This window comes from Variovorax xiamenensis, from assembly GCF_050916385.1.
In the GTDB taxonomy this organism is placed as follows: domain Bacteria; phylum Pseudomonadota; class Gammaproteobacteria; order Burkholderiales; family Burkholderiaceae_C; genus Variovorax.
Genome location: NZ_CP139038.1, coordinates 6379990 through 6401180, shown reverse-complemented (window position 1 = coordinate 6401180; position 21191 = coordinate 6379990). Strand labels below are relative to the sequence as shown.

The following is a 21191-nucleotide window of genomic DNA, read 5'->3' as shown; positions in this document are numbered from 1 at the left end:
GCGATGAGGCTCGCGCGCACCATCGGCTCGCACGCCCGGCGGATCGCGGCCCTGCTCGGGTTCGCCGCTGCCGCGCTGGCGTGCACGCAGGCCATGGGCGCGGCAGCCTTGCCGGAATCGGTGGTGATGGTGCCGAAGAAGTCGGGCCTGTTCAGCACCGAGCTGGAGACCACGATCTACCAGCCAGATGGCGCAGGGCCGTTTCCGATCGCGGTGATCAACCACGGCAAGGCCAACGGCGATCCGCGCTTCCAGGGCCGTTACCGGCCGCTGGGTGCGGTCCGCTTCTTCCTGGCGCGAGGCTACGCCGTGGTGGTGCCGATGCGGCAGGGCTTCTCCAAGTCGACCGGCAGCTACATCGGCGGCGGCTGCAATGTGGAGAGCAACGGCCGAGAACAGGCCGGTGACGTTGCTGCCGTGCTCGACTATGTGACGGCGCAGCCCTGGGCCGACAAGACGCGCATCGTGGTGGCGGGCCAGTCGCATGGCGGCTGGACCACGCTGGCCTTCGGCACGCTGGACTATCCGGGCGTGAAGGGGCTGATCGACTTCGCCGGCGGACTCAAGCAGGAGCAGTGCGTCGCCTGGCAGCAGGGCCTGATCGGCGCGGCCGGCAGCTACGGCAAGCAGACCCATGTTCCCTCGCTCTGGTTCTATGGCGACAACGACAGCTACTTTCCGCCCTTCGCCTGGAAGGGCATGCACGAGAGCTACACCGCCGCGGGCGGCAAGGCGCGGCTGATCGCCTTCGGCACCTTCGGCGGCGACTCGCACTCGATGTTCGGCGCCGCCGATGGCGCGCGCATCTGGCAGCCCGAGGTCGCGAAGTTCCTGCGCGAGATCGGCCTGCCCGACGAGCCGCGCGCCGAGTTCGCGCGCTACGAAGCCGAGCCGCCGATGCCTGCCAGCGGCTATGCGGCACTGGACGCCATGGAGCACCTGCCGGACCAGAGCGCGGCCGCGCTGGATGCGTACCGCGTCTTCCTGGGCAAGACATCTCCCCGCGCCTTCGCCGCCAGCGCGCAGGGCGGCTGGGGCTCCGCCTGGGGCGGAGAAGACCCGCGCGGCCGCGCGATGGAAAGCTGCGCCCGCAAGGCACGGGCCGGCGGATGCCAGCTTTATGCAGTCGACGGCAACGTCGTCTGGAAACCGACACCATGAACGAATACACCAAACTCCAGCTGAGCTTCGACGGCGCCATCGCCCGCATCTGGCTCGACCAGCCCGACGCACGGAATGCCTTCGACGACATCGTCATCGCCGAACTGACGCGGGCCTTCACCGAGGCCGGCGCCGCGACGCAGGTCAAGGCCATCGTGCTCGGCGCGAACGGCCCTGCCTTCTGCGCGGGTGCGAACCTCAACTGGATGCGCCGCATGGCCGACTACACGCGCGACGAGAACATCGCCGACGCGGGCAAGCTGGCCGACATGCTGCGCACGATTGCCGAATGTCCCAAGCCCACCATCGCGCGCGTTCAAGGCGACGTGTACGCGGGCGGCATGGGGCTGGTGGCGGCCTGCGACATGGCCGTGAGCGTGGACAGCGCCTGGTACTGCCTGAGCGAAGTGAAGATCGGCCTCGTGCCCGCGACCATCAGCCCCTACGTGCTGCGCGCGATGGGCACGCGCGCCTCGCAGCGCTACTTCCTCACGGCCGAGCGCTTCACGGCGGCCGAGGCGTATCGCATCGGCTTCGTGCATGAAGTGGTGAGTGCCGATGCGCTCGATGCCAAGGTCGACGAGTTGGTGAAGGCGCTGACCGGTGCCAGTCCCGCCGCGGTGCGAGCCTGCAAGCAGCTGATCGCCGACGTGGCCGGCCGCGAGATCGACGATGCGTTGATCGCTCAGACCGTCGAGGGCATTGCCGACATCCGCGCGAGCGACGAAGGCCGCGAGGGCGTGCAGGCCTTCCTGCAGAAGCGCAAGCCCTCGTGGCTGGAAGCGAACAAGGCCTGAGCGGCATGGCGCAGCATCGCGAACTCATCGGGCGCATGGACGCATGGCTGGCCGCCCGTCGGCCGGACTACCACGCGTTGCTGCAGCCCGGCGTGGACGACGGCGCGCTCGACGCCTTCGAGGCGAAGTTCTCGCTGAAGCTGCCCGAGGCCTTCCGTGCGCTCTACCGCTGGCGCAATGGTCAGCCGAACAGCAGCTTCGACAGCCTGCAGGGCAACCGCATGTTCAGCGCGCTCGAGGACATCGCCGACACCAAGGAGATGCTCGACGACATGATCGGCACCGACTTCGAGGACCCCGCCACATGGCGGCGCGGCTGGGTGCCCTTCCTGTCGAACGGCGGCGGCAGCTACCTGTGCGTGGACATCGATGCCGAGGGCGGCGGCCTGCCGGGGCAGCTCGTCGCCTTCTGGAAGGCCGATGAAGACCGTCCCGTCGAGCAGGCGTCGGTCGAGGCATGGCTCGCGGAACTCGTGGCTTCCATGGAAGCCGGCACCGTCGAATTCGACTGAAGAGAGAAGGGGCCCCGCCATGAACACCAGCCTCGACATGCCGCAGCTGCTCGCACTGGCCGCCGCCATCGGCTGGGCCAGCGGCGTGCGGCTCTACCTGGTCGTGCTGCTGACGGGGCTGGCCGGCTACTTCGGCTGGGTGCCGTTGCCGGGCGGGCTGCAGATGCTGGCGCATCCGGTGGTCATCGCGGCCAGCGGCTTCATGGTGTTCATCGAGTTCTTCGCCGACAAGATTCCCGGGCTCGATTCGCTGTGGGACGTGGTGCACACGGCGATCCGCATTCCGGCCGGCGCGGCGCTCGCGGCCAGCGTGTTCGGCGTCGACCATGGCGTGATGGCCATCGTCGCGGCGCTGCTGGGTGGCAGCTTCGCGGCCACCGCGCATGCGGCCAAGGCCACGACGCGCGCGGCCATCAACACGTCGCCCGAGCCGTTCTCGAACGTCGGCGCCTCGCTGGCCGAAGACACCATGGTGCCCGCCGGGCTGTGGCTCGCGGTGGCGCATCCCTTCGTCTTTCTCGTGCTGTTCGTGCTGGTGCTTGTGGCGAGCGTGTGGCTCATCCGCAAGAGCTGGCGTTTCCTCAAGGCGCTGTTCGCCCGCGTGGCCCGCATCTTCAGCGGCCGGCCCGATCCGGGCGTGGTGCCGGCGTTTCAACTGAAAAAGAATCCTCCGGGAGACACTCCGAATGTTTAAGAAGATCCTCATTGCCAATCGCGGTGAAATCGCCTGCCGTGTTGCCGCCACCGCGCGCCGCATGGCGATCCGCACCGTCGCCGTGTATTCCGATGCCGATGCGCACGCCAACCATGTGCGCGCCTGCGACGAGTCGGTGCACCTCGGCGGCAGCGCCCCGAAGGACAGCTACCTGCGCTGGGAAAAGATCCTCGAGGCCGCCAAGGCCACGGGCGCCGAGGCGGTGCATCCGGGCTACGGCTTCCTGAGCGAGAACGAGGAGTTCGCGCAGGCCTGCGCCGACGCGGGCCTGGTCTTCATCGGCCCGCCGCCCTCGGCCATCAAGGCGATGGGCCTGAAGGCCGAGTCGAAGCAGCTGATGGAAAAGGCCGGCGTGCCGCTGGTGCCCGGCTACCACGGCCACGACCAGAACCCGCAGCTGCTGCAGCGCGAGGCCGACCGCATCGGCTACCCGGTGCTCATCAAGGCCAGCGCCGGCGGCGGCGGCAAGGGCATGCGTGCGGTCGACAAGGCGGAAGACTTCGCCGCCGCGCTCGCCTCGTGCCAGCGCGAGGCCATCAACAGCTTCGGCGACGACGCGGTGCTGATCGAGAAGTACGTGCAGCGCCCGCGCCACATCGAGATCCAGGTGTTCGGCGACACGCACGGCAACTACGTCTACCTGTTCGAGCGCGATTGCTCGGTGCAGCGGCGCCACCAGAAGGTTCTTGAAGAAGCTCCTGCGCCCGGCATGACCGAGGCGATGCGCAAGCAGATGGGTGAGGCCGCCGTGGCTGCAGCGCGCGCGGTGAACTATGTGGGCGCGGGCACGGTCGAGTTCATCGTCGAGCAGCGCGAAGGCGGTGAGATGAACTTCTTCTTCATGGAGATGAACACCCGCCTGCAGGTGGAGCACCCCGTGACCGAGGCCATCACGGGGCAGGACCTCGTCGAATGGCAGCTGCGCGTGGCGTCGGGCGAGACGCTGCCCGCGAAGCAGGCCGAACTGCAGATCCACGGGCACGCCATCGAGGCGCGCATCTGCGCCGAGAACCCCGACAACAACTTCCTGCCCGCCACCGGCACGCTGCGCGTGTACCGCAAGCCTTCTGCCACCGCCTTCCAGCGCAGCCGCGTGCGCATCGACGACGGCGTGCGCGAGGGCGGCGAGATCTCGCCCTTCTACGACTCGATGATCGCCAAGCTGATCGTGCACGGCTCCACGCGCGAGGAAGCGCTGGCGCGGCTCGACGCGGCGCTGGCGCAGGTGCAGATCGTGGGCGTGGCCACCAACGTGCAGTTCCTGCGCGGCATTCTGGCGACGCAGTCGTTCTCGAAGGCCAACCTCGACACCGCGCTGATCGAGCGCGAGCGCGCCGTGCTGTTCGACCGCGAGCCGCTGGGGCTGCCGCTGGCGGCTGCCGCAGCCATCACGCGCACGCTGATCACCGAATGGCCCGCGAAGGTGCCCGATCCCTTTGCGCGTCGCGACGGCTGGCGCTCGCTGGGCGAGTACCGGCGCCACTTCGACTTCGAGTTCCGCGGCGCGGAGCAGACCGCCGTGCTGACCTACAAGCGCGACGGCAGCCTGTGGCTCGAGGCCGGCGGCGCCGCAGGTCCGCTGGTCATCGGCCAATTCCCGACCGGCGAGTTCGAGGTGGAGTTCGCCGGCACGCGCCAGACGCTCGACGTGCATTTCGATGGCGCCACCGCGCACGTCTTCGCATCGAAGGGGGCCACGAAGATCACCGCCATCGACCGCCTGGCCCACGCCGGCGACACGCAGGCCGAAGGCGGCCGCCTCACGGCGCCGATGCCCGGCAAGGTCGTGTCCTTCGCGGTCAAGGCCGGCGACAAGGTCAGCCGCGGCCAGCCGCTGGCGGTGATGGAGGCGATGAAGATGGAGCACACCATCGCCGCGCCGGCCGACGGCACGGTGGAGGAGCTGATGTTCGCGCCGGGCGAGCAGGTGGCCGAGGGCGACGAACTGCTTCGGATGAGCGCGGCGGTGGCGGCCTGACGAAAAAAAGTTAACCCCGTTGCGGGCGCTCGCCCGTATGAGCTGCGGTAGTCATCACTCGAGGGAATCGTTCCATGACCTATCGCCTGCCCCGTTTGCCCAGTTTGCCCCGTTTCTCTGCCCGTCGCCATGCGGGCATCGCCCTGCTGGCCCTGGCGGCCGCGCTGTCGCTGGCCGGCTGCAACCGCAACAGCGGCGAGGCCGGCGTGCTCGCCGAATCGGCCCCGCCGCCCGCGCCCATGCAGGCAGCGGCCGGCTACGGCGGCGGCATGGCCATGAAGGAGCAGCGCATGCGCTCGGCGGAGCCGGCCTCCGCGCCTTCCGCCTCCGACCAGCAGCAAGACGGCACGCCCCTGCAGCGCTTCCTGGCCGTGCGCCAGGAGTTGAATGTCGAGGTGCCGGCCGAGCAGCTCGCCGATGCCTGGGGCAAGGTGCGCGACCTGTGCGGCACGTTGAAGTGCGAGCTGCTGTCGTCCTCGCTGCTGCGCGAGACGCCGCAGCAGCCCGGCAACGCCATGCTCGAGATGCGCGTGGAGCCCGCCGACGTCGACAAGCTGCTCGGCGGCCTGGCCGGCGTGGCGAACGTGGTCTCGCACACCACCACCAGCGAGGACAAGACCGCCGAGGTGATCGACGTCGAGGCCCGCATCAAGAACCGCACCGAGTTCCGCGACAGCCTGCGCACGATGCTGCGCGACACCGTCACCAAGCGCACCATGACCGACCTGCTGGCCATCCAGCGCACGCTGTCGGACACGCAGGCCGAACTCGACGCCATCGCCACGCAGCGCAAGGTGTTGGCGCAGCAGACCAGCAAGCAGCACATCCAGATCCAGTTCTCGGCCAAGCGCGCGCTGGTGAGCAGCGGCGACGGCTACAGCCCGATGGGGCATGCGCTGCGCAATGCGGGCGCGGTGCTGGCGGAGAGCGTGGGCTCGCTCATCACCTTCATCGCGGCGGTGCTGCCGTGGCTGGTGCTGATGGTTTTGCCAGTGGGCTGGCTGGTGCGCGTTCTGTGGCGCCGCCGCCGCGCTGCAACCAAATGACGCGGCCGAGTAAGTAAGATCGGGGAGGGCTCTGTTCTAGGCCCTTTTTCTTACCCCAGGAGCCTTTTCCGATGCCGGATCCGCTGCGTCTCTACGTGGATGCCCAGTACGCCAGCCCCTATGCCATGTCGGTGTTCGTGGCGCTGCATGAAAAGCAGCTGGGCTTCGACATGACAGCCGTCGACCTGGGCGCGCTGGAGCATCGGGCGGCGGGTTTCTCGCAGCTGTCGCTCACGCAGCGCGTGCCGACGCTGGTGCATGGCGACTTCGCCCTGTCGGAGTCTTCGGCGATCACCGAGTACATCGAGGAGACCTTTTCGCAGGGCACGGCGCTGTACCCCGCCGAACCGCGCAGCCGGGCGCGTGCGCGACAGCTGCAGGCCTGGCTTCGCAGCGACCTGATGCCGATACGGCAGGAGCGCTCGACCGAGGTGATCTTCTACGGCCCTGCGAGCGTGCCGCTGTCGGCGGCGGCGCACCGTTCGGCGAAGACGCTCTTCCAGGTGACGCAGTCGCTGCTTGTCGATGGCGCGGAGAACCTGTTCGGCGAGTGGTCCATCGCCGACGTCGACCTGGCGCTGATGCTCAACCGCCTTGTCATGAACGGCGATGCCGTGCCGCAGCGACTGGCCTCCTACGCCGACCGCCAGTGGCAGCGGCCATCGGTGCAGCGCTGGGTGGCGCTGGAGCGGCCGCCGCGCTGACGAGACGGTGACGGGACGGCGACGGGGCTTCGTCAGCCCACCACCACTTCGCTGATCTGCATCACCGGCGCGATGTCGGTGTAGTTCTTCACGTCGCCCATGATCTCCTTCACGTGCGGGCCGAAGGCCTTCTGGAAGGACTCGACCGATTCGGCGAACACGTGGCACATGCCGACGTAGGTGGGCGCGGAGCCCGGTGCGCCGCCGGCCAGGCCCTTGTCGATGGTGTACGAGAGGCATGCATCGCCCATGCGGGCCTTGAGCATGGGCATGTGCTTGTCGCGGTAGTAGTCGTGATCGAACCGGGCGCCGGGGGTGTGGGGGTACATCACGCTGACTTTGATCATGGGCAGTGTCTCCTTTGGGCGTTCGAGCATAGGAGATGGCCAGTGCCCGCACAAGCCGAGGGCGAGCCGGGCGCGACTCTGCGTGTCGCGTGGGCGGCCCCTAAGATGCGTGCCCATGCGAATCACCGTCTACCTCACCGACAACCGCCCAGACCCCTGGATCGAAGGCCTGAAGGCCGAACTCCCCGATGCCGTCATCGAAGCCTGGAAGCCCGGCGCTCCCCAGGCCGACCATGCCGTGGTGTGGGCGCCGCCGCAGGAGTTCCTCGACGAGCAACCGGAGCTGCGCGGCATCTTCAACATCGGCGCGGGCGTCGATGCGCTGCTCAAGCTGAAGGTGCCGGCGCACACGCGCATCGTGCGGCTCGACGACGCGGGCATGTCGGTGCAGATGGCCGAATACGTCTGCCACACGCTCATCCGCCACTTCCGCGAGTTCGACGCCTACGAGGCCGATGCGCGCGAGGGCAAGTGGAGCTATCGCAAGCCGAAGCTGCGGCGCGACTTCCCCGTAGGCATCATGGGCCTGGGCGTGCTCGGCGAGCGCGTGGCGAAGGCCGTGGCGCAGTTCGAGTTCCCGGTGCTGGGCTGGAGCCGTTCGCCGAAGGAGATCGAAGGCGTGCGCGTGTTCAGCGGCGAGTCGCAGTTCGACGAGTTCCTGTCGTCCACGCGCGTGCTGGTCAACCTGCTGCCGCTGACCGAGGCGACGCGCGGCATCCTCAACCGCGACACGCTGGGCAAGCTGAAGCCCGAGGGCTATCTCATCAGCATCGCGCGCGGCGGCCACCTGGTGGAAGACGACCTGATCCCGCTGCTCGACGCCGGCCGGCTCGCGGGCGCGACGCTCGACGTGTTCCAGGTCGAGCCGCTGCCTTCCGACCACGCCTTCTGGCGCCATCCGAAGATCACCGTGACGCCGCACGGCTCGGCGCGCACGCTGCGCGAGGAGTCCATTGCCCAGATCGCCGGGAAGATCCGCGCGATGGAGCAGGGGCTGCCGATCGCCGGCGTGGTCGATCCGGCGCGCGGTTACTGACGGGGGCGCGTCCTCCCTCCGGGCCCGCCGGAATGCATCGCGGGCAGGGGAAACCCTGAAACACATGTTTTTCACAAGTATGAAAATCTTTTCATGACTGTGAAAACTGCGTTTCGGGTGATCGAGATCGTCGAGCTCTTCGCCCGGGAGAAGCAGCCGCTGGCTCTTTCCGAGATGGCGCGGCTGCTCGACATGCCGGTGTCGAGCTGCCTGGGCCTGATCCGCACGCTCGAGGAGCAGGGCTACATGTACGAGACCGGCCGCCGCCAGGGCTACTACCCGACCGGCCGGCTGCTCGCGATGGCGCAGGTCATCGCCGCCCACGACCCGGTGCTCGACCGGGTGAAGGCCACGCTCGAGGAACTGCGCGACGCGGCGCGCGAGACGGTGGTCTTCGGCAAGTTCCGCGATGCGGGCCAGGTGGTGTACCTGGAGGTGCTGAGCGCGCCGCAGAGCATCCGCTACACGGCCGAGTCGGGCGAGACGCGCCCGGCCTACGCCAACTCCATCGGCCGCGCGCTGCTGTCCACGCTGGACCCCGACGAGCGCCGCAGGCTGCTCGAAGGCGCCACGCTCGCGCCGCTGACCGACGCCACGCTCACCACCGCCGACGCCATCGAGGCCGAGCTGCAGCGCTCCGCCACGCGCGGCTGGTACGGCAACCTCGGCGAGAGCATTCCCGACCTGATCGGCCTGGCATGGCCGCTGCGCATCGGCGGCGAGGCCTATGCCATCTCCGTCGCCGGCCCGCGCTACCGCATGGAGGCGCGCATCGAGGAGATCGCCGCGATGCTGCGCTCCGCCTGCCTCGCCATCGAACCCAAGAACGAAAGCCCCCGATGACAGCAACGACCGTCGCAGCCCCCCGCTATTTCGTCCGCGAGGCCGAGATCGCCGGCTACCACCCCGCCAACCACACCGGCACGCTGAACAAGCGGCTGATCGGCCCCGAGACCGTGGGCGCGAAGCAGCTCGAGGTGCTGGTCGGCCACATCCAGAAGGGCAAGGGCGCGCTGCCTCACGCCCACCCGGGCATCGAGCAGGTCTGCTACATGCTCGAGGGCCGCGCGGTCGCCGAGGTGGGCGGCCAGCGGCAGGAACTGCACCCGGGCGACAGCTGCTTCTTTCCCGCCGACGCGATGCACACCTTCACCGTGGTGAGCGACGAGCCGGTGCGCGTGCTGGTGATCTACAGCCCGCCCTACGAGGAATCGCCGGAGCGCGTGATCCGGCCCTGAGAACCGACAGCACTACAACCGGAGACAAACCATGCAGACAACGAAGAACGCGACCGGGCAACCGGCCGCGATGGCGAACCGTCGCCGTTTCATTTCCATCGGCGCCGCCGCCGGCCTCGCGGGCGCCATGCCCTGGGCCTTCGCGCAGGACGGCTACCCGAAGCAGCCGATACGCATCGTCGTGCCCTTCGCCGCAGGCAGCGGCACCGACGCGGTGGCGCGCATCACGGGGCAGATGCTGGGCGAGGCGCTGAAGGCCTCGGTCATCATCGACAACAGGGCGGGCGCCAACGGCGTGATCGCGGCCGAGTACGTCGCCAAGGCGGCGCCCGACGGCTACACGCTGTTCATGACGACCAACACCACGCATTCGGCCAACCCGAGCCTGATGAAGTCGCTGCCCTACGACCCGGTGAAAGACTTCGCGCCGGTGAGCCGCATGGGCAACCTGCCCTTCATGCTGGTGGTGAACAACGACCTGCCCGTGAAGAGCGTGGCCGAGCTGCTGGCCTGGGGCCGCGCGCATCCGGGCAAGCTCACCTACGCGAGCGGCAACAGCACCGGCATCGTGAGCGGCGCCACGCTCTCGCGCATGAGCGGCGTGCCGATGCTGCACGTGCCCTACAAGAGCACGCCGCCGGCCATCGCCGACCTGATCGGCGGGCAGGTGTCGATGATGGTGGTCGACCTCGCGGCGGGTCTCGCCACGGTGAAGGCCGGCAAGATGCGCGCGATCGCCGTCACCACGCAGGAGCGCACCAAGCTCTTTCCCGAACTGCCGCCGCTGGCCGACACGCCCGAGCTCAAGGGCTTCGACATCACCTCGTGGAACGGCGTGTTCGCGCCGGCCGGCACGCCGCGCGACATCGTGCTGAAGCTCAACAAGGCGCTCGCCGAGATGGCGAACGGCCCGGTCTTCCGCGAGCGCGTGGCGAAGCTGGGCTTCGACGCCTTCGGCAGCACGCCGGAAGAGCTGGGCGCGTTCACGGTGTCGGAGCTGGCGAAGTGGAAGAAGCTGATCCAGGCCGCGGGGATCCAGCCGGAATGAGCGCTACAGGATCGACAGGGCCGCTGCAGGGCATCCGCATCCTCGACCTCACGGCCGTGGTGATGGGGCCGTATGCGACGCAGACGCTGGGCGACCTCGGCGCCGACGTCATCAAGATCGAGCCGCCCGGTGGCGACAACCTGCGTGCCGTCGGCCCGATGCGCAACCCCGGCATGGGCGCGATGGCGATGCACCTCAACCGCAACAAGCGCTCGATCGTGCTCGACCTCAAGCAGCCCGAGGGCCGCGAAGCCTGCCTGCGGCTCGCGGCGGGCAGCGATGCGCTCATCTACAACACGCGGCCGCAGGCGATGGCGCGGCTCGGGCTCGGCTACGAGGCGGTGTCGGCGGCGAACCCGAAGATCGTCTACCTCGGCGCCTTCGGCTACGGCGAGCAAGGGCCCTATGCGGGCAAGCCGGCGTACGACGACCTGATCCAGGGCGCGGCCGGCGTTGCATCGCTGTTCGCGCAGCAAAGCGGCGGCGCGCCGCGCTACGCGCCCGTCACGCTGGCCGACCGCGCGGTGGGGCTGCAGGCCGCCATCGCGCTGCTGGCCGCCGTGCTGCACGCCCAGCGCACCGGCAAGGGCCAGGCCGTCGAGGTGCCGATGTTCGAGGCGCTGTCGCAGTTCGTCATGGGCGACCATCTCGGCGGGCACAGCTTCGAGCCGCCGCTCGGGCCCACCGGCTATGCGCGCCTGCTCGCGCCGCACCGCAAGCCCTACGCCACGGCCGACGGCTACCTCAGCGTGCTCATCTACAACGACAAGCACTGGCAGGCCTTCTTCGACGTGATCGGCCGGCCGGAGCTGCGCGATTCGCCGATGTTCGGCACGCACACGGCGCGCGCCGCGAACATCGGCGCGGTCTATGCCTTCGTGGCCGAGGTGATGGCCACGCGCACCAGCGACGAATGGTTCGCCGCGCTGTCCGGCGCCGACATCCCGGTCGCGCGCCTGCACAGCACCGAGAGCCTGCTCGACGACCCGCACCTGCGCGCCGTCGGCTTCTATCCCGAGCTCGACCACCCGAGCGAGGGCCGCATCCGCACCCTCGCGCCGGTCGGCCGCTACAGCGCCACGCCGGCCGCCATTCGCCGCCCGGCGCCGCGCATCGGCGAGCAGAGCGTGGAGCTGCTGCGCGAGGCTGGCTACGGCGACGAGGCCATCGAGCGCATGCTCGAACGCGGCGTGACGCTGCAACCCGACACAGCCAAGGATTGACATGGACTTTTCCCTGAACGAAGACCAGCGCTCGCTGGTCGCCGCCATCGAACGCCTCTGCGAGGACTTTCCCATCGACTACTGGCGCGACCACGACGACCGCGCCGTGTTCCCGCACGAGTTCCATCGCGCCGTGGCCGAGAGCGGCTGGCTGGGCATCGCCATGCCCGAGGCGCAGGGCGGCGCGGGGCTCGGCATCACCGAGGCGGCGCTGATGATGCGCGCCATCAGCGCGTCGGGCGCGGGCATGTCGGGCGCGTCGTCGGTGCACATGAACATCTTCGGGCTCAACCCGGTGGTGGTGTTCGGCAGCGAAGAGCAGCGCCAGCGCTTCCTGCCGCCGCTGATCGCAGGCACCGAGAAGGCTTGCTTCGCGGTGACCGAGCCCGACGCGGGGCTCGACACCACCAGCCTCAAGACGCAGGCGGTGCGCCAGCCCAATGGCGGCTACCTGCTGCACGGGCGCAAGATCTGGATCTCGACCGCGCAGGTGGCCGACCGCATGCTGATCCTCACGCGCACCACGCCGCTCGACCAGGTGAAGAAGCCCACGCAGGGCCTCACGCTGTTCTACACGCCGCTGGACCGCAGCAAGGTCGAGGTGCGCGAGATCCACAAGCTCGGCCGCGCGGCGGTGGACTCGAACATGCTCTTCATCGACGGGCTCGTAGTGCCGGAGGAAGACCGCATCGGCGAGGAAGGGCGGGGCTTCGAGTACATCCTGCACGGCCTCAACCCCGAGCGCATATTGATCGCGGCGGAAGCCATCGGCATCGGCCGTGCGGCGCTGCGCATCGCCTCGCAGTACGCGCAGGAGCGCGTCGTGTTCGGCCGGCCCATCGGGCAGAACCAGGGCGTGGCGCATCCGCTGGCGCGCGCGTGGGCCAACCTGGAGGCAGCCGACCTGATGATGCTCAAGGCCGCCACGCTCTACGACGCGGGCGAACCTTGCGGCATCGAGGCCAACGCCGCCAAGTACCTCGCGGCCGAGGCGGCGCACGACGCCTGCCAGAACGCCGTGCTCACGCTCGGCGGCATGGGCTATGCGAAGGAATACCATGTGGAGCGGCTGCTGCGCGAGAGCTACATCCCGCGCATCGCGCCGGTGAGCCCGCAGATGATCCTGAACTTCATCGCCGAGAAGGCGCTGGGGCTGCCCAAGTCGTACTGATCTCTACTGATCTCTTCTCTCGAGCCATGAACACCGTCACCCGCCATCTCGTGATCCGCGGCCTCGTGCAGGGCGTGGGCTACCGCTGGTCGATGGTGCAGGCCGCGCGGCGGCTCGGCGTGCGCGGCTGGGTGCGCAACCGGCGCGACGGCAGCGTGGAGGCGCTCGCGGCGGGCGAGCCCGGTGCGGTGGAAGACCTGGTGCGCTGGGCGCGGCGCGGGCCGGACGGCGCACGCGTCGATGCCGTGGACCTGGGCGACATGGTCGGCGCCACGCCGGCGGACGACCTGCCCGAAGGCTTCGAGCAGCGCGAAACCGTCTAGCCGGCCTGTCCGGCCCTTCAGGCCGTCGGCGCCGCGCGGCTGGCACCATTTGCAACTCCGCAGGCACGCATTGCTACCTTCCGCCGCTTGTGTACCAGGCAGGGTATTTCCATGTGGCCGACAATCGGAGGCGGTCTTCCATCCTCCTGCGATACAAGAGACATCCCATGAAACTCCCCACCAAAGTCAGCCTCGTCGACGTCGGCCCGCGCGACGGCCTGCAGAACGAAAAGCAGCCCGTCTCCGCCGAAGTGAAGATCGGCCTCGTGCACCGCCTGCAGGACGCGGGCCTGAAGGAGATCGAGGTCACCAGCTTCGTGAGTCCCAAGTGGGTGCCGCAGATGGCCGACAACGCCGAGGTGATGCACGGCATCCAGCGCAAGCCCGGCGTGCGCTATTCGGTGCTCACGCCCAACATGAAGGGCTTCGAGGCCGCCATTGCCGCGCCGCGCGATGAATGGCCCGACGAGATCGTGGTGTTCGGCGCCGCGAGCGAGGCCTTCAGCCAGAAGAACATCAACTGCTCCATCGCCGAGAGCATCGAGCGCTTCGCACCGGTGGTGGCCGCGGCGCTCGAAAAGGGCATCCAGGTGCGCGGCGCCATGTCGTGCACGGTCGGCTGCCCCTACGAGGGCGAGATCGCGCCCGCCAAGGTCGGCTACCTCGCGCAGCTGATGAAGGGCATCGGCGTGCAGCGCGTGGACGTGGCCGACACCATCGGCGTGGGCACGCCGCGCAAGGTGCAGGCGGCCATGGAAGCCACGCTGGCGCACTTCGATGTCGACGCCATCTCCGGCCACTTCCACGACACCTACGGGCAGGCGCTGGTCAACACGCTGGCGGCGCTCGAGCTGGGCGTGTGGAACTTCCAGTCGTCCTCGGCCGGCCTGGGCGGCTGCCCCTACGCCAAGGGTGCGACGGGCAACGTGGCGACGGAAGACGTGGTCTACATGCTGCAAGGCATGGGCATCGAGACCGGCATCGATCTCGACAAGCTGATCGACGCGGGCGTCTACATCAGCGAGGCATTGGGCCGCGAGCCGAACTCCCGCGCCTCGAAGGCCATCCGCACCAAGCGCGCCGGCTGAGGCGCATCGCAAACCGAAAGAAGAAAGAAGAGGAACAAGCGTGGACCTGCATGTCTGGCTCGCATTCCTGGTGGCGAGTTGCGTCATCGCCGTATCGCCCGGTTCGGGCGCGGTGCTCAGCATGAGCCATGGCCTCAGCTACGGCGTGCGGCGCACCACGGCGACCATCGTCGGGCTCCAGCTGGGGCTCGCCGTGATCCTGTTGGTGGCCGGCCTCGGCGTGGGCGCTGTGCTCACCGCCTCGGCCACCGCGTTCACGGTCATCAAGGTGGTCGGCGCGTGCTACCTGCTGTGGCTGGGCTGGCGCCAGTGGCGCGCGCCCGTCGCGAAGGCTGAAGGCGATGCGCAGGAGGCATCCGCCGAGCCCGACCTCACGGCCTCGCAGCGCGTGCTGCGCGGCTTCCTGACCAACGTGACGAACCCCAAGGGCATCGTCTTCATGGCGGCCGTGCTGCCGCAGTTCATCCAGCCGACGCGGCCGCTGTGGCTGCAGCTGCTGGTGCTGCTGGCCACGACGGTGATGGTCGACGTGACCGTGATGCACGGCTACGCCTGGCTGGCGGCGCGCCTGCAGGGCATGCTTCGCAGCGTGCGCGCCCGGCGTGCGCAGAACCGCGTCTTCGGCGGCGTGCTGATGGCGATGGGTGCGTTCCTGTTCATGTTCAAGCGCAGCGCCTGAGCGGCGCTCGACGACGCTCTACCGCCAGTCTGGCGACAGCCTGATAGATTCGAATCCATGTGCGGTTCTGAACTCCAATCCCTCCCCGAAGGCGTCCAGCGCGTTTCCCGCGCCCTGCAGGATGCCGGCCATCCCCACTCCCCACGCATGCTCGACGACGCCTGCCGCACCGCGCAGCAGGCGGCCGACGCGCTCGGCATCTCGGTCGGGCAGATCGCCAAGAGCATCATCTTCAGGCGCAAGAGCGACGAGTCGGCGGTGCTGGTCATCACCTCGGGCGACAAGCGCGTGGACGAGAAGAAGGTCGATGCGCTGGTCGGCAAGACCGGCCGCGCCGACGCCGACTTCGTGAAGTCGCGCACCGGCTTCACCATCGGCGGCGTGTCGCCGGTGGGCCACCTGACGCAGCCCGTGGTGCTGATCGACCGGGAGCTGTTCCGCTTCGAGGAAATCTGGGCGGCCGCAGGCCATCCGCACGCCGTGTTCCAGCTGCGCCCGCACGACCTCGAGAAGCTCACCGGCGCGCCGGTGGCCGACGTGGTGTGAATTTCGCGGAAGCCGAGACGCTTGCTGAACGCGCCGTGGCCGTGCAGGCCATGGTGGAAGACGTGCCCTCGCCGTGCTCGTCGGTCTGCCGCATGGACCGCCTGAGCGGTTTCTGCGAAGGCTGCCTGCGCACCATTCCCGAGATCGCGGGCTGGAGCAGGATGGAAGACGAAACGCGGCGCCACGTGTGGCGCGCGATAGAGTTGCGTGCCAAGGCCGGCATCTGGCGGGCTCCGGACGGCACGAGCGACACAGGAGACAGGCACGCATGAAGCACATCGACTTCTATCTGGACTTCATCTCGCCCTACGCGCACCTCGCCTTCGAGCACCTGCCCGAGGCGCTCGAGGGCCTGAGCTACAGCGTGGCCTACAAGCCGGTGCTGCTGGGCGCGCTGCTCAAGCAGCATGGCCAGCTGGGCCCGGCCGAGATTCCGTCGAAGCGCAGCTGGACCTACCGCCACGTGCTCTGGCTGGGCCATGCGAACGGCATCGAGATCCAGATGCCCGCCTCGCATCCCTACAACCCGCTGCCGCACCTGCGGCTGGCGGTCTCCACCGGCGACGACGGCACCATCAGCCGCCTCGCGGCCGAGACCATCTTCCGCCACGTATGGCGCGGCGGCGAGGAGGCCGGCGACGCCGCGCGCCTTGCCGCGCTCGCCGCGCAGCTCGAGCCGAAGCGCGACGCGAACAGCGACGAGAGCAAGGCCCTGCTCAAGCGCAACACCGACGAAGCCCTGCAGCAGGGCGTCTTCGGCACGCCGGCCTACGTGGTCGACGGCCGCCTGTTCTGGGGCTTCGACGGCCTGCAGATGCTGCGCGCATACCTGAAGGGCGATGACTGGTTCGACGGCCCGCAATGGGCCTCGGCGGACCAGCGCCCGGCCTTGCTGCGCGGCAGCAAGCCGGCCTGAGTACAAACCCGCGCAAGGGTCCGATTTCTTACAAGCTGAAACGCGCTGCGCGGGTTTCACCCTAATCCGTAAGCACCGGTTCAGTTTCGCGAAAGGCTCGGGTCAGTCGCGCCTCCAAGAATGCCTCACGGTCCCGAATGCCGGGAACGAATGTACGCATACACAGGAGACGACCAATGGCAGCCACACTAGATTCGAGGGGAGTGCCGCATCCGGCCCCCCGGCCCATGTCCTCGGAGGAGAAGAAAGTCATCTTCGCCTCCTCGCTAGGCACCGTGTTCGAGTGGTACGACTTCTACCTCTACGGCTCGCTGGCCGCGATCATCGCGAAGCAGTTCTTCAGCGGCCTGGATGCGGGCGCCGCCTTCATCTTCGCGCTGCTGGCCTTCGCGGCGGGCTTCCTGGTGCGTCCGTTCGGCGCCATCGTGTTCGGCCGCCTGGGCGACATGATCGGGCGCAAGTACACCTTCCTGGTGACGATCCTGATCATGGGCCTGTCGACCTTCATCGTCGGCCTGCTGCCGAGCTACGCGACCATCGGCGTCGCGGCGCCGGTGATCCTGATCGCGCTGCGCATGCTGCAGGGCCTGGCCCTCGGCGGCGAGTACGGCGGTGCCGCCACCTACGTGGCCGAGCACGCGCCGCACGGCAAGCGCGGCGCCTACACCTCGTGGATCCAGACCACCGCCACGCTCGGCCTGTTCCTGAGCCTGCTGGTGATCCTGGGCGTGCGCGAGTTCATGGGCGAGGCGGCATTCAACGACTGGGGCTGGCGCATTCCGTTCCTGGTGTCGATCCTGTTGCTGGGCATCTCGGTGTGGATCCGCCTGACGCTGTCGGAGTCGCCCGCCTTCCAGAAGATGAAGGCCGAGGGCAAGACCTCTAAGGCGCCGCTGGCCGAATCGTTCGGCCAGTGGAAGAACCTGAAGATCGTGATCCTGGCGCTGGTGGGCCTCACGGCCGGCCAGGCGGTGGTCTGGTATTCGGGCCAGTTCTACGCGCTCTTCTTCCTGACGGCACAGCTGAAGGTCGACGCGACCACGGCCAACCTGATGATCGCCGCCGCGCTGCTGCTGGGCACGCCCTTCTTCGTGGTGTTCGGCACGCTGTCGGACAAGATCGGCCGCAAGCCGATCATCATGGCCGGCTGCCTGCTGGCCGTGGTCACCTACTTCCCGGTCTTCAAGATGCTGACCGAAGCCGCCAACCCCGACCTGGCCCGCGCGCAGGCCACTGCCGGCGTGACGGTGACGGCCGACCCGGCGACCTGCTCGTTCCAGGGCAACCCGGTGGCACGCGAGATCGACTTCAAGAGCTCCTGCGACATCGCCAAGCGCTACCTCGTGCAGAACTCGGTGAGCTATGAGAACGTGGCCGGCGCGCCGGGTTCGAAGGCCGTCGTGAAGATCGGCGACAAGTCGGTCGAGGCTCCCGTGGGCAACGTCGTGAACTCCAAGTTCGACGAGAACTCCGTCAAGGAAATCGCCGCCTTCAAGAAGGGCGTGGCCGAAGACCTGAAGATCGCGGGCTACCCGGCCAAGGCCGACCCCGCGAAGATGAACAAGGTGCTGACGGTGGTGCTGCTGTTCTGGCTGGTGCTGCTGGTGACCATGGTCTACGGCCCGATCGCCGCGATGCTGGTCGAGCTCTTCCCCACGCGCATCCGCTACACCTCGATGAGCCTGCCGTACCACATCGGCAACGGCTGGTTCGGCGGCCTGCTGCCGACCACCGCCTTCGCCATCGTGGCCTCGACCGGCAACATGTTCAACGGCCTGTGGTATCCGATCATCATCGCCGGCATCACGCTGGTGGTGGGCACGCTGTTCATCCGCGAAACCAAGGACGTGGACATCTACGCCAACGACTGATCGTCGACGGACAAGAGAAGAAAAAAAGAGGAGGGCGCCGCGCCCTCCGTTCAACAAAGAGGCTTCATGCCGACCGCATGAGGCCTTTTTCTTGAACCATCCAGGAGACAAAACCCATGTGGAAACTCGTCGTCGGCTTCGTCATCTTCGCCGCCATTGCCCTGTACGTGATCTCGAAGGCCGGTGACAAGGTCGACATGTCGGGCGAGAAGCATGGTGGGGACACCACCACGCACGAGCCTGCACCGGCCGCAGCGCCGAAGTAGGCCCGGATTCTTCAGGCTGGAACACCGCGGAACCGGCTTTGCCGGGCCGCAGGTGTTGCCCCCGGTAGGGGGTTGGCGAAGCGACACGAAGTGCGCGAAGCCTGGGGGCGAGCTACCTTTTGAACTTGCCGTCGCTGACGATCGAGAGATCGACGTAGTCGATGCCGGTGTGGTCGGTCGGCGAGTAGCTGATGTCGAGCCCGCCGCCCACGTCGTACTGGAAGGCGTTCAGCGTGGCGATGAGCTTCGCGCGCGTGGGCTTCGGCCCCGTGCGGCGCAGCGCCTCCACCATCACCTTCGTGGCGACGAAGCCTTCGAGCAGCGCGGGCGACAGCTCGTTCTGGCCCTTGGCCTTGGCGAGAGCCAGCGCTTCCTTGATGAGCGGATGGCCGAAGGAGCGCTCGTAGGGCAGCACCTGCGTGATGATCACGCCCGCGCTGGCCGAGCCCAGTTCCTTGATGAAGCCCGAGGCCGCGTTGTTCGACAGCGTGATGATCTGCGCCGCCGAGCCCGCGGCGCGCAGCGCCTTCACGCCGTCGGTCACGGCGGTGCCGGAGCCGATCCACAGCACCGCCTGCGCGTTCGCCTTGGTGAGCTGCGGCACGATGGCCGCGTAGTCGGGCTTGCTGCGGTCGGCAAGCGCCACCACGGCCGGCTTCAGGTTGGCCTTCTCGAAGCCCTTGTTCGCGCCTTCCATCGCGTCCTTGCCGAAGGAGTCGTCGGCCTGCACGACGGCGATGCGCTGGATGCCGGTGGTCTGCAGGTGCTGCACCGCCTTCTCGGCCTCGCGCTGGTAGGTCGAGCGCACGTTGAAGATGTTCTTCTGCAGCGGCTTGTGCAGCGCCATCGCGCCCGTGGAGGGGCCGACCAGCGCCACTCCGTACTTGTCGAGCAGCGGGATCACCGCGAGCGTGTTGGGCGTGCCGCGGTTCAGCAGCAGCGCGACGACCTTCTTCTCCTCGATGAGAACGCGCGTGTTCTCCAGCGAGCGCTTGGCGTCGAGGCCGTCGTCCATGCGGATGACCTCGATCTGCTCGCCGTTGACGCCGCCCTGGGCGTTGACCTGGTCGATGACCAGCTGCGAACCCATGATGGTTTCCTTGACGCTGGCCGCCACGGGGCCCGAGAGGTCGGCCGACTGGCCGATCAGGATCTGGGCCGATGCACCCGGCGCCGCCATGGCCAGGAACAGCGCAACGGCGCAGGACGTGAACGTCTTCTTCATCGAGCAAAGCCTTTCCAGGAAGCGGTGCTTCTGTCAGAAACTGTGTAATGTGTTGCTGAACGTCACGCATCGCTAGCTCGCGCAAACCCTGTCAAACCAAGGTTTCCAGCGCCCGAAAAAAAGCGGCCCGCCGGACGGGCCGGCGGGCCGTTCAACTCGCCCTCTGGGGGCGGGGACTCAACGCTTGAAGCGACCGTCGCTGATGATGGACAGGTCCGCGAAATCGATGCCGCTGTGGTCGGTCGGCGAGTAGCTCACCTCCAGCCCGCCGCCCAGGTCGTAGCCGCGCAGGCTGTCGAGCGCGGCCACCATCCTTGCCCGCGTGGGCTTGGGGCCGGCGCGGCGAAGCGCCTCCACCAGCACCTTGGCCGAGGCAAAACCTTCGAGCGCGGCGGGCGACAGCTCGGTCTGGCCCTTGGCCTGCGCGAGCGCCAGCGCTTCCTTCACCATCGGATGGCCCAGCGAGCGCTCGTTGGGGAACACCTGCGTCACGATCACGCCGCGGCTCGCGTCGCCCAGCTGCTTGATGAAGCCCGAGGAGGCGTTGTTCGACAGCGTGACCACCTGCGCGGCCGAACCCGCGGCGCGCAGCGCCTTGATGCCATCGACCACGGCCACGCCGGAGCCGATCCACACCACCGCCTGCGCGTCGGCGCCCTTGATGGCGGGCACGATGGTCTTGTAGTCGGGCTTGTCGCGGTCGGCCGGAATGGTCACGGTGGGCTTGGCCTTGCCCTTGGTGAAGCCGGTCATGGCGCCTTCGAGCGCGTCGGAGCCGAAGGAGTCGGTCACGTACACCACCGCGATGCGCGTGAGGCCGATGGTCAGCAGGTGCTGCACGGCCTTCTCGGCCTCGCGCTGGTAGGTGGCGCGAACGTTGAACACGTGCTTCTGCAGCGGCTTGTGCAGCGCCATTGCGCCGGTGGAAGGGCCGATGAGCGCCACGTCGTACTTGTCGAGCCAGGGAATGATCGCCTGCGAGTGCGGCGTGCCGCGGCTCATGAAGAGCGCCAGCACCTTCTTGTCCTCGATCAGCACGCGTGCGTTCTCGCTGGCGCGCTTCACGTCGAAGCCGTCGTCCATGCGCAGCACCTCGATCTTCTCGCCGTGGATGCCGCCCTGGGCGTTGGCCGCGTCGATCACCAGCTGCGCGCCGCCGATGGTCTCGTTCACGCTCGCCGCCACCGAGCCGGTCATGCCGGCGGTCTGCCCGATCACGATCTGGGCCGACGCGCCGAGCGCGCTGAAGGCCAGCAGTGCGGTGGCGCAGAGCATGCGCGTTTTCGTCATGGAAACCTTTC

At 68.4% G+C, this 21191-nt stretch carries 24 protein-coding genes; 21 read left to right on the top strand and 3 right to left on the bottom strand.

The window, feature by feature from the left end:
• The first annotated feature begins 3 nt into the window (after positions 1-3).
• The 7 genes from SFB74_RS29370 to yfcF all read left to right on the top strand — a co-directional run bounded on the left by SFB74_RS29370 (position 4) and on the right by yfcF (position 6913).
• The gene (locus SFB74_RS29370) at positions 4-1161 is read left to right on the top strand and encodes a dienelactone hydrolase family protein (protein WP_432727931.1); all 1158 of its coding nucleotides are present in this window, start codon (positions 4-6) and stop codon (positions 1159-1161) included.
• The gene (locus SFB74_RS29365) at positions 1158-1958 is read left to right on the top strand and encodes an enoyl-CoA hydratase/isomerase family protein (RefSeq protein ID WP_432727930.1); all 801 of its coding nucleotides are present in this window, start codon (positions 1158-1160) and stop codon (positions 1956-1958) included. Before SFB74_RS29370 ends, SFB74_RS29365 begins: the two co-directional genes overlap by 4 nt.
• Positions 1959-1963: 5 nt before the next feature.
• Complete coding sequence (locus tag SFB74_RS29360; RefSeq protein WP_432727929.1) at positions 1964-2470, top strand: SMI1/KNR4 family protein; 507 nt, start codon at positions 1964-1966, stop codon at positions 2468-2470.
• A 19-nt stretch (positions 2471-2489) separates the two neighbouring features.
• Positions 2490-3164 (top strand): DUF4126 domain-containing protein, encoded by a 675-nt coding sequence (locus SFB74_RS29355; RefSeq protein WP_126023750.1) that lies wholly within the window; start codon positions 2490-2492, stop codon positions 3162-3164.
• The gene (locus SFB74_RS29350; protein WP_432727928.1) at positions 3157-5163 is read left to right on the top strand and encodes an acetyl-CoA carboxylase biotin carboxylase subunit; all 2007 of its coding nucleotides are present in this window, start codon (positions 3157-3159) and stop codon (positions 5161-5163) included. The genes SFB74_RS29355 and SFB74_RS29350 overlap by 8 nt, the downstream gene beginning before the upstream one ends.
• Positions 5164-5237: 74 nt before the next feature.
• Positions 5238-6209, top strand: a complete 972-nt coding sequence (locus SFB74_RS29345) for a DUF4349 domain-containing protein (RefSeq protein WP_432727926.1) — start codon at positions 5238-5240, stop codon at positions 6207-6209.
• A 71-nt stretch (positions 6210-6280) separates the two neighbouring features.
• Positions 6281-6913 (top strand): glutathione transferase, encoded by a 633-nt coding sequence (gene yfcF / locus SFB74_RS29340; RefSeq protein ID WP_432727925.1) that lies wholly within the window; start codon positions 6281-6283, stop codon positions 6911-6913.
• 32 nt (positions 6914-6945) lie between these two features.
• Here the strand turns inward: yfcF and SFB74_RS29335 are convergent, their stop codons facing one another.
• A complete protein-coding gene (locus SFB74_RS29335; RefSeq protein ID WP_432727924.1) occupies positions 6946-7260 on the bottom strand; it encodes an EthD family reductase in 315 nt (104 codons plus the stop codon).
• A 115-nt stretch (positions 7261-7375) separates the two neighbouring features.
• Between SFB74_RS29335 and SFB74_RS29330 the strand changes: the two genes are divergently transcribed.
• The 14 genes from SFB74_RS29330 (at position 7376) to SFB74_RS29265 (ending at position 18665) form a co-directional block, all read left to right on the top strand.
• Positions 7376-8296, top strand: coding sequence for a 2-hydroxyacid dehydrogenase (locus SFB74_RS29330; RefSeq protein ID WP_432727923.1), 921 nt, complete (start codon positions 7376-7378; stop codon positions 8294-8296).
• 93 nt (positions 8297-8389) lie between these two features.
• A complete protein-coding gene (locus tag SFB74_RS29325; RefSeq protein ID WP_126023744.1) occupies positions 8390-9139 on the top strand; it encodes an IclR family transcriptional regulator in 750 nt (249 codons plus the stop codon).
• On the top strand, positions 9136-9534 hold the full coding sequence (locus SFB74_RS29320) for a cupin domain-containing protein (protein ID WP_432727922.1): 399 nt from the start codon (positions 9136-9138) through the stop codon (positions 9532-9534). Before SFB74_RS29325 ends, SFB74_RS29320 begins: the two co-directional genes overlap by 4 nt.
• A gap of 31 nt (positions 9535-9565) precedes the next feature.
• Positions 9566-10582, top strand: coding sequence for a Bug family tripartite tricarboxylate transporter substrate binding protein (locus SFB74_RS29315; protein WP_093205894.1), 1017 nt, complete (start codon positions 9566-9568; stop codon positions 10580-10582).
• Positions 10579-11805, top strand: coding sequence for a CaiB/BaiF CoA transferase family protein (locus SFB74_RS29310; protein WP_432727921.1), 1227 nt, complete (start codon positions 10579-10581; stop codon positions 11803-11805). Before SFB74_RS29315 ends, SFB74_RS29310 begins: the two co-directional genes overlap by 4 nt.
• Before the next feature lies 1 nt (position 11806).
• Complete coding sequence (locus SFB74_RS29305) at positions 11807-12976, top strand: acyl-CoA dehydrogenase family protein (RefSeq protein WP_432727920.1); 1170 nt, start codon at positions 11807-11809, stop codon at positions 12974-12976.
• Between the two features lie 26 nt (positions 12977-13002).
• The gene (locus SFB74_RS29300) at positions 13003-13299 is read left to right on the top strand and encodes an acylphosphatase (protein ID WP_432727919.1); all 297 of its coding nucleotides are present in this window, start codon (positions 13003-13005) and stop codon (positions 13297-13299) included.
• Positions 13300-13466: 167 nt separating this feature from the next.
• Positions 13467-14387, top strand: coding sequence for a hydroxymethylglutaryl-CoA lyase (locus SFB74_RS29295; RefSeq protein WP_432727918.1), 921 nt, complete (start codon positions 13467-13469; stop codon positions 14385-14387).
• Between the two features lie 40 nt (positions 14388-14427).
• Complete coding sequence (rhtB, locus tag SFB74_RS29290; RefSeq protein WP_432727917.1) at positions 14428-15066, top strand: homoserine/homoserine lactone efflux protein; 639 nt, start codon at positions 14428-14430, stop codon at positions 15064-15066.
• A gap of 57 nt (positions 15067-15123) precedes the next feature.
• On the top strand, positions 15124-15612 hold the full coding sequence (locus tag SFB74_RS29285) for a YbaK/EbsC family protein (RefSeq protein WP_432727916.1): 489 nt from the start codon (positions 15124-15126) through the stop codon (positions 15610-15612).
• Positions 15609-15884 (top strand): DUF1289 domain-containing protein, encoded by a 276-nt coding sequence (locus SFB74_RS29280; RefSeq protein WP_093304648.1) that lies wholly within the window; start codon positions 15609-15611, stop codon positions 15882-15884. The genes SFB74_RS29285 and SFB74_RS29280 overlap by 4 nt, the downstream gene beginning before the upstream one ends.
• The gene (locus SFB74_RS29275) at positions 15881-16528 is read left to right on the top strand and encodes a 2-hydroxychromene-2-carboxylate isomerase (protein ID WP_432727915.1); all 648 of its coding nucleotides are present in this window, start codon (positions 15881-15883) and stop codon (positions 16526-16528) included. Before SFB74_RS29280 ends, SFB74_RS29275 begins: the two co-directional genes overlap by 4 nt.
• Positions 16529-16704: 176 nt before the next feature.
• Entirely contained in the window at positions 16705-18399 is a 1695-nt protein-coding gene (locus SFB74_RS29270; RefSeq protein ID WP_432727914.1) for an MFS transporter, read from the top strand.
• A 116-nt stretch (positions 18400-18515) separates the two neighbouring features.
• The gene (locus tag SFB74_RS29265; RefSeq protein ID WP_019656389.1) at positions 18516-18665 is read left to right on the top strand and encodes a hypothetical protein; all 150 of its coding nucleotides are present in this window, start codon (positions 18516-18518) and stop codon (positions 18663-18665) included.
• A 112-nt stretch (positions 18666-18777) separates the two neighbouring features.
• On the opposite strand, the gene SFB74_RS29260 is transcribed toward SFB74_RS29265, so the two are convergent.
• Together SFB74_RS29260 and SFB74_RS29255 are read right to left on the bottom strand one after the other, a co-directional pair.
• Positions 18778-19890, bottom strand: coding sequence for an ABC transporter substrate-binding protein (locus SFB74_RS29260; RefSeq protein ID WP_432727912.1), 1113 nt, complete (start codon positions 19888-19890; stop codon positions 18778-18780).
• Between the two features lie 177 nt (positions 19891-20067).
• On the bottom strand, positions 20068-21180 hold the full coding sequence (locus tag SFB74_RS29255; RefSeq protein WP_432727911.1) for an ABC transporter substrate-binding protein: 1113 nt from the start codon (positions 21178-21180) through the stop codon (positions 20068-20070).
• Positions 21181-21191: the final 11 nt, after the last annotated feature.

What these genes read in the sequence shown, in the direction of transcription:
- SFB74_RS29320 (WP_432727922.1), top strand. Translation starts at nt 9,136, where the DNA reads ATGACAGCAACGACCGTCGCAGCCCCCCGCTATTTCGTCCGCGAGGCC.
- SFB74_RS29310 (WP_432727921.1), top strand. Translation starts at nt 10,579, where the DNA reads ATGAGCGCTACAGGATCGACAGGGCCGCTGCAGGGCATCCGCATCCTC.
- SFB74_RS29300 (WP_432727919.1), top strand. Translation starts at nt 13,003, where the DNA reads ATGAACACCGTCACCCGCCATCTCGTGATCCGCGGCCTCGTGCAGGGC.
- SFB74_RS29355 (WP_126023750.1), top strand. Translation starts at nt 2,490, where the DNA reads ATGAACACCAGCCTCGACATGCCGCAGCTGCTCGCACTGGCCGCCGCC.
- SFB74_RS29295 (WP_432727918.1), top strand. Translation starts at nt 13,467, where the DNA reads ATGAAACTCCCCACCAAAGTCAGCCTCGTCGACGTCGGCCCGCGCGAC.
- SFB74_RS29345 (WP_432727926.1), top strand. Translation starts at nt 5,238, where the DNA reads ATGACCTATCGCCTGCCCCGTTTGCCCAGTTTGCCCCGTTTCTCTGCC.
- SFB74_RS29315 (WP_093205894.1), top strand. Translation starts at nt 9,566, where the DNA reads ATGCAGACAACGAAGAACGCGACCGGGCAACCGGCCGCGATGGCGAAC.
- SFB74_RS29370 (WP_432727931.1), top strand. Translation starts at nt 4, where the DNA reads ATGAGGCTCGCGCGCACCATCGGCTCGCACGCCCGGCGGATCGCGGCC.
- SFB74_RS29285 (WP_432727916.1), top strand. Translation starts at nt 15,124, where the DNA reads ATGTGCGGTTCTGAACTCCAATCCCTCCCCGAAGGCGTCCAGCGCGTT.
- SFB74_RS29330 (WP_432727923.1), top strand. Translation starts at nt 7,376, where the DNA reads ATGCGAATCACCGTCTACCTCACCGACAACCGCCCAGACCCCTGGATC.
- SFB74_RS29360 (WP_432727929.1), top strand. Translation starts at nt 1,964, where the DNA reads ATGGCGCAGCATCGCGAACTCATCGGGCGCATGGACGCATGGCTGGCC.
- yfcF (WP_432727925.1), top strand. Translation starts at nt 6,281, where the DNA reads ATGCCGGATCCGCTGCGTCTCTACGTGGATGCCCAGTACGCCAGCCCC.
- SFB74_RS29255 (WP_432727911.1), bottom strand. Translation starts at nt 21,180, where the DNA reads ATGACGAAAACGCGCATGCTCTGCGCCACCGCACTGCTGGCCTTCAGC.
- SFB74_RS29265 (WP_019656389.1), top strand. Translation starts at nt 18,516, where the DNA reads ATGTGGAAACTCGTCGTCGGCTTCGTCATCTTCGCCGCCATTGCCCTG.
- SFB74_RS29365 (WP_432727930.1), top strand. Translation starts at nt 1,158, where the DNA reads ATGAACGAATACACCAAACTCCAGCTGAGCTTCGACGGCGCCATCGCC.
- SFB74_RS29335 (WP_432727924.1), bottom strand. Translation starts at nt 7,260, where the DNA reads ATGATCAAAGTCAGCGTGATGTACCCCCACACCCCCGGCGCCCGGTTC.
- SFB74_RS29275 (WP_432727915.1), top strand. Translation starts at nt 15,881, where the DNA reads ATGAAGCACATCGACTTCTATCTGGACTTCATCTCGCCCTACGCGCAC.
- SFB74_RS29305 (WP_432727920.1), top strand. Translation starts at nt 11,807, where the DNA reads ATGGACTTTTCCCTGAACGAAGACCAGCGCTCGCTGGTCGCCGCCATC.
- SFB74_RS29325 (WP_126023744.1), top strand. Translation starts at nt 8,390, where the DNA reads ATGACTGTGAAAACTGCGTTTCGGGTGATCGAGATCGTCGAGCTCTTC.
- SFB74_RS29260 (WP_432727912.1), bottom strand. Translation starts at nt 19,890, where the DNA reads ATGAAGAAGACGTTCACGTCCTGCGCCGTTGCGCTGTTCCTGGCCATG.
- SFB74_RS29350 (WP_432727928.1), top strand. Translation starts at nt 3,157, where the DNA reads ATGTTTAAGAAGATCCTCATTGCCAATCGCGGTGAAATCGCCTGCCGT.
- SFB74_RS29270 (WP_432727914.1), top strand. Translation starts at nt 16,705, where the DNA reads ATGGCAGCCACACTAGATTCGAGGGGAGTGCCGCATCCGGCCCCCCGG.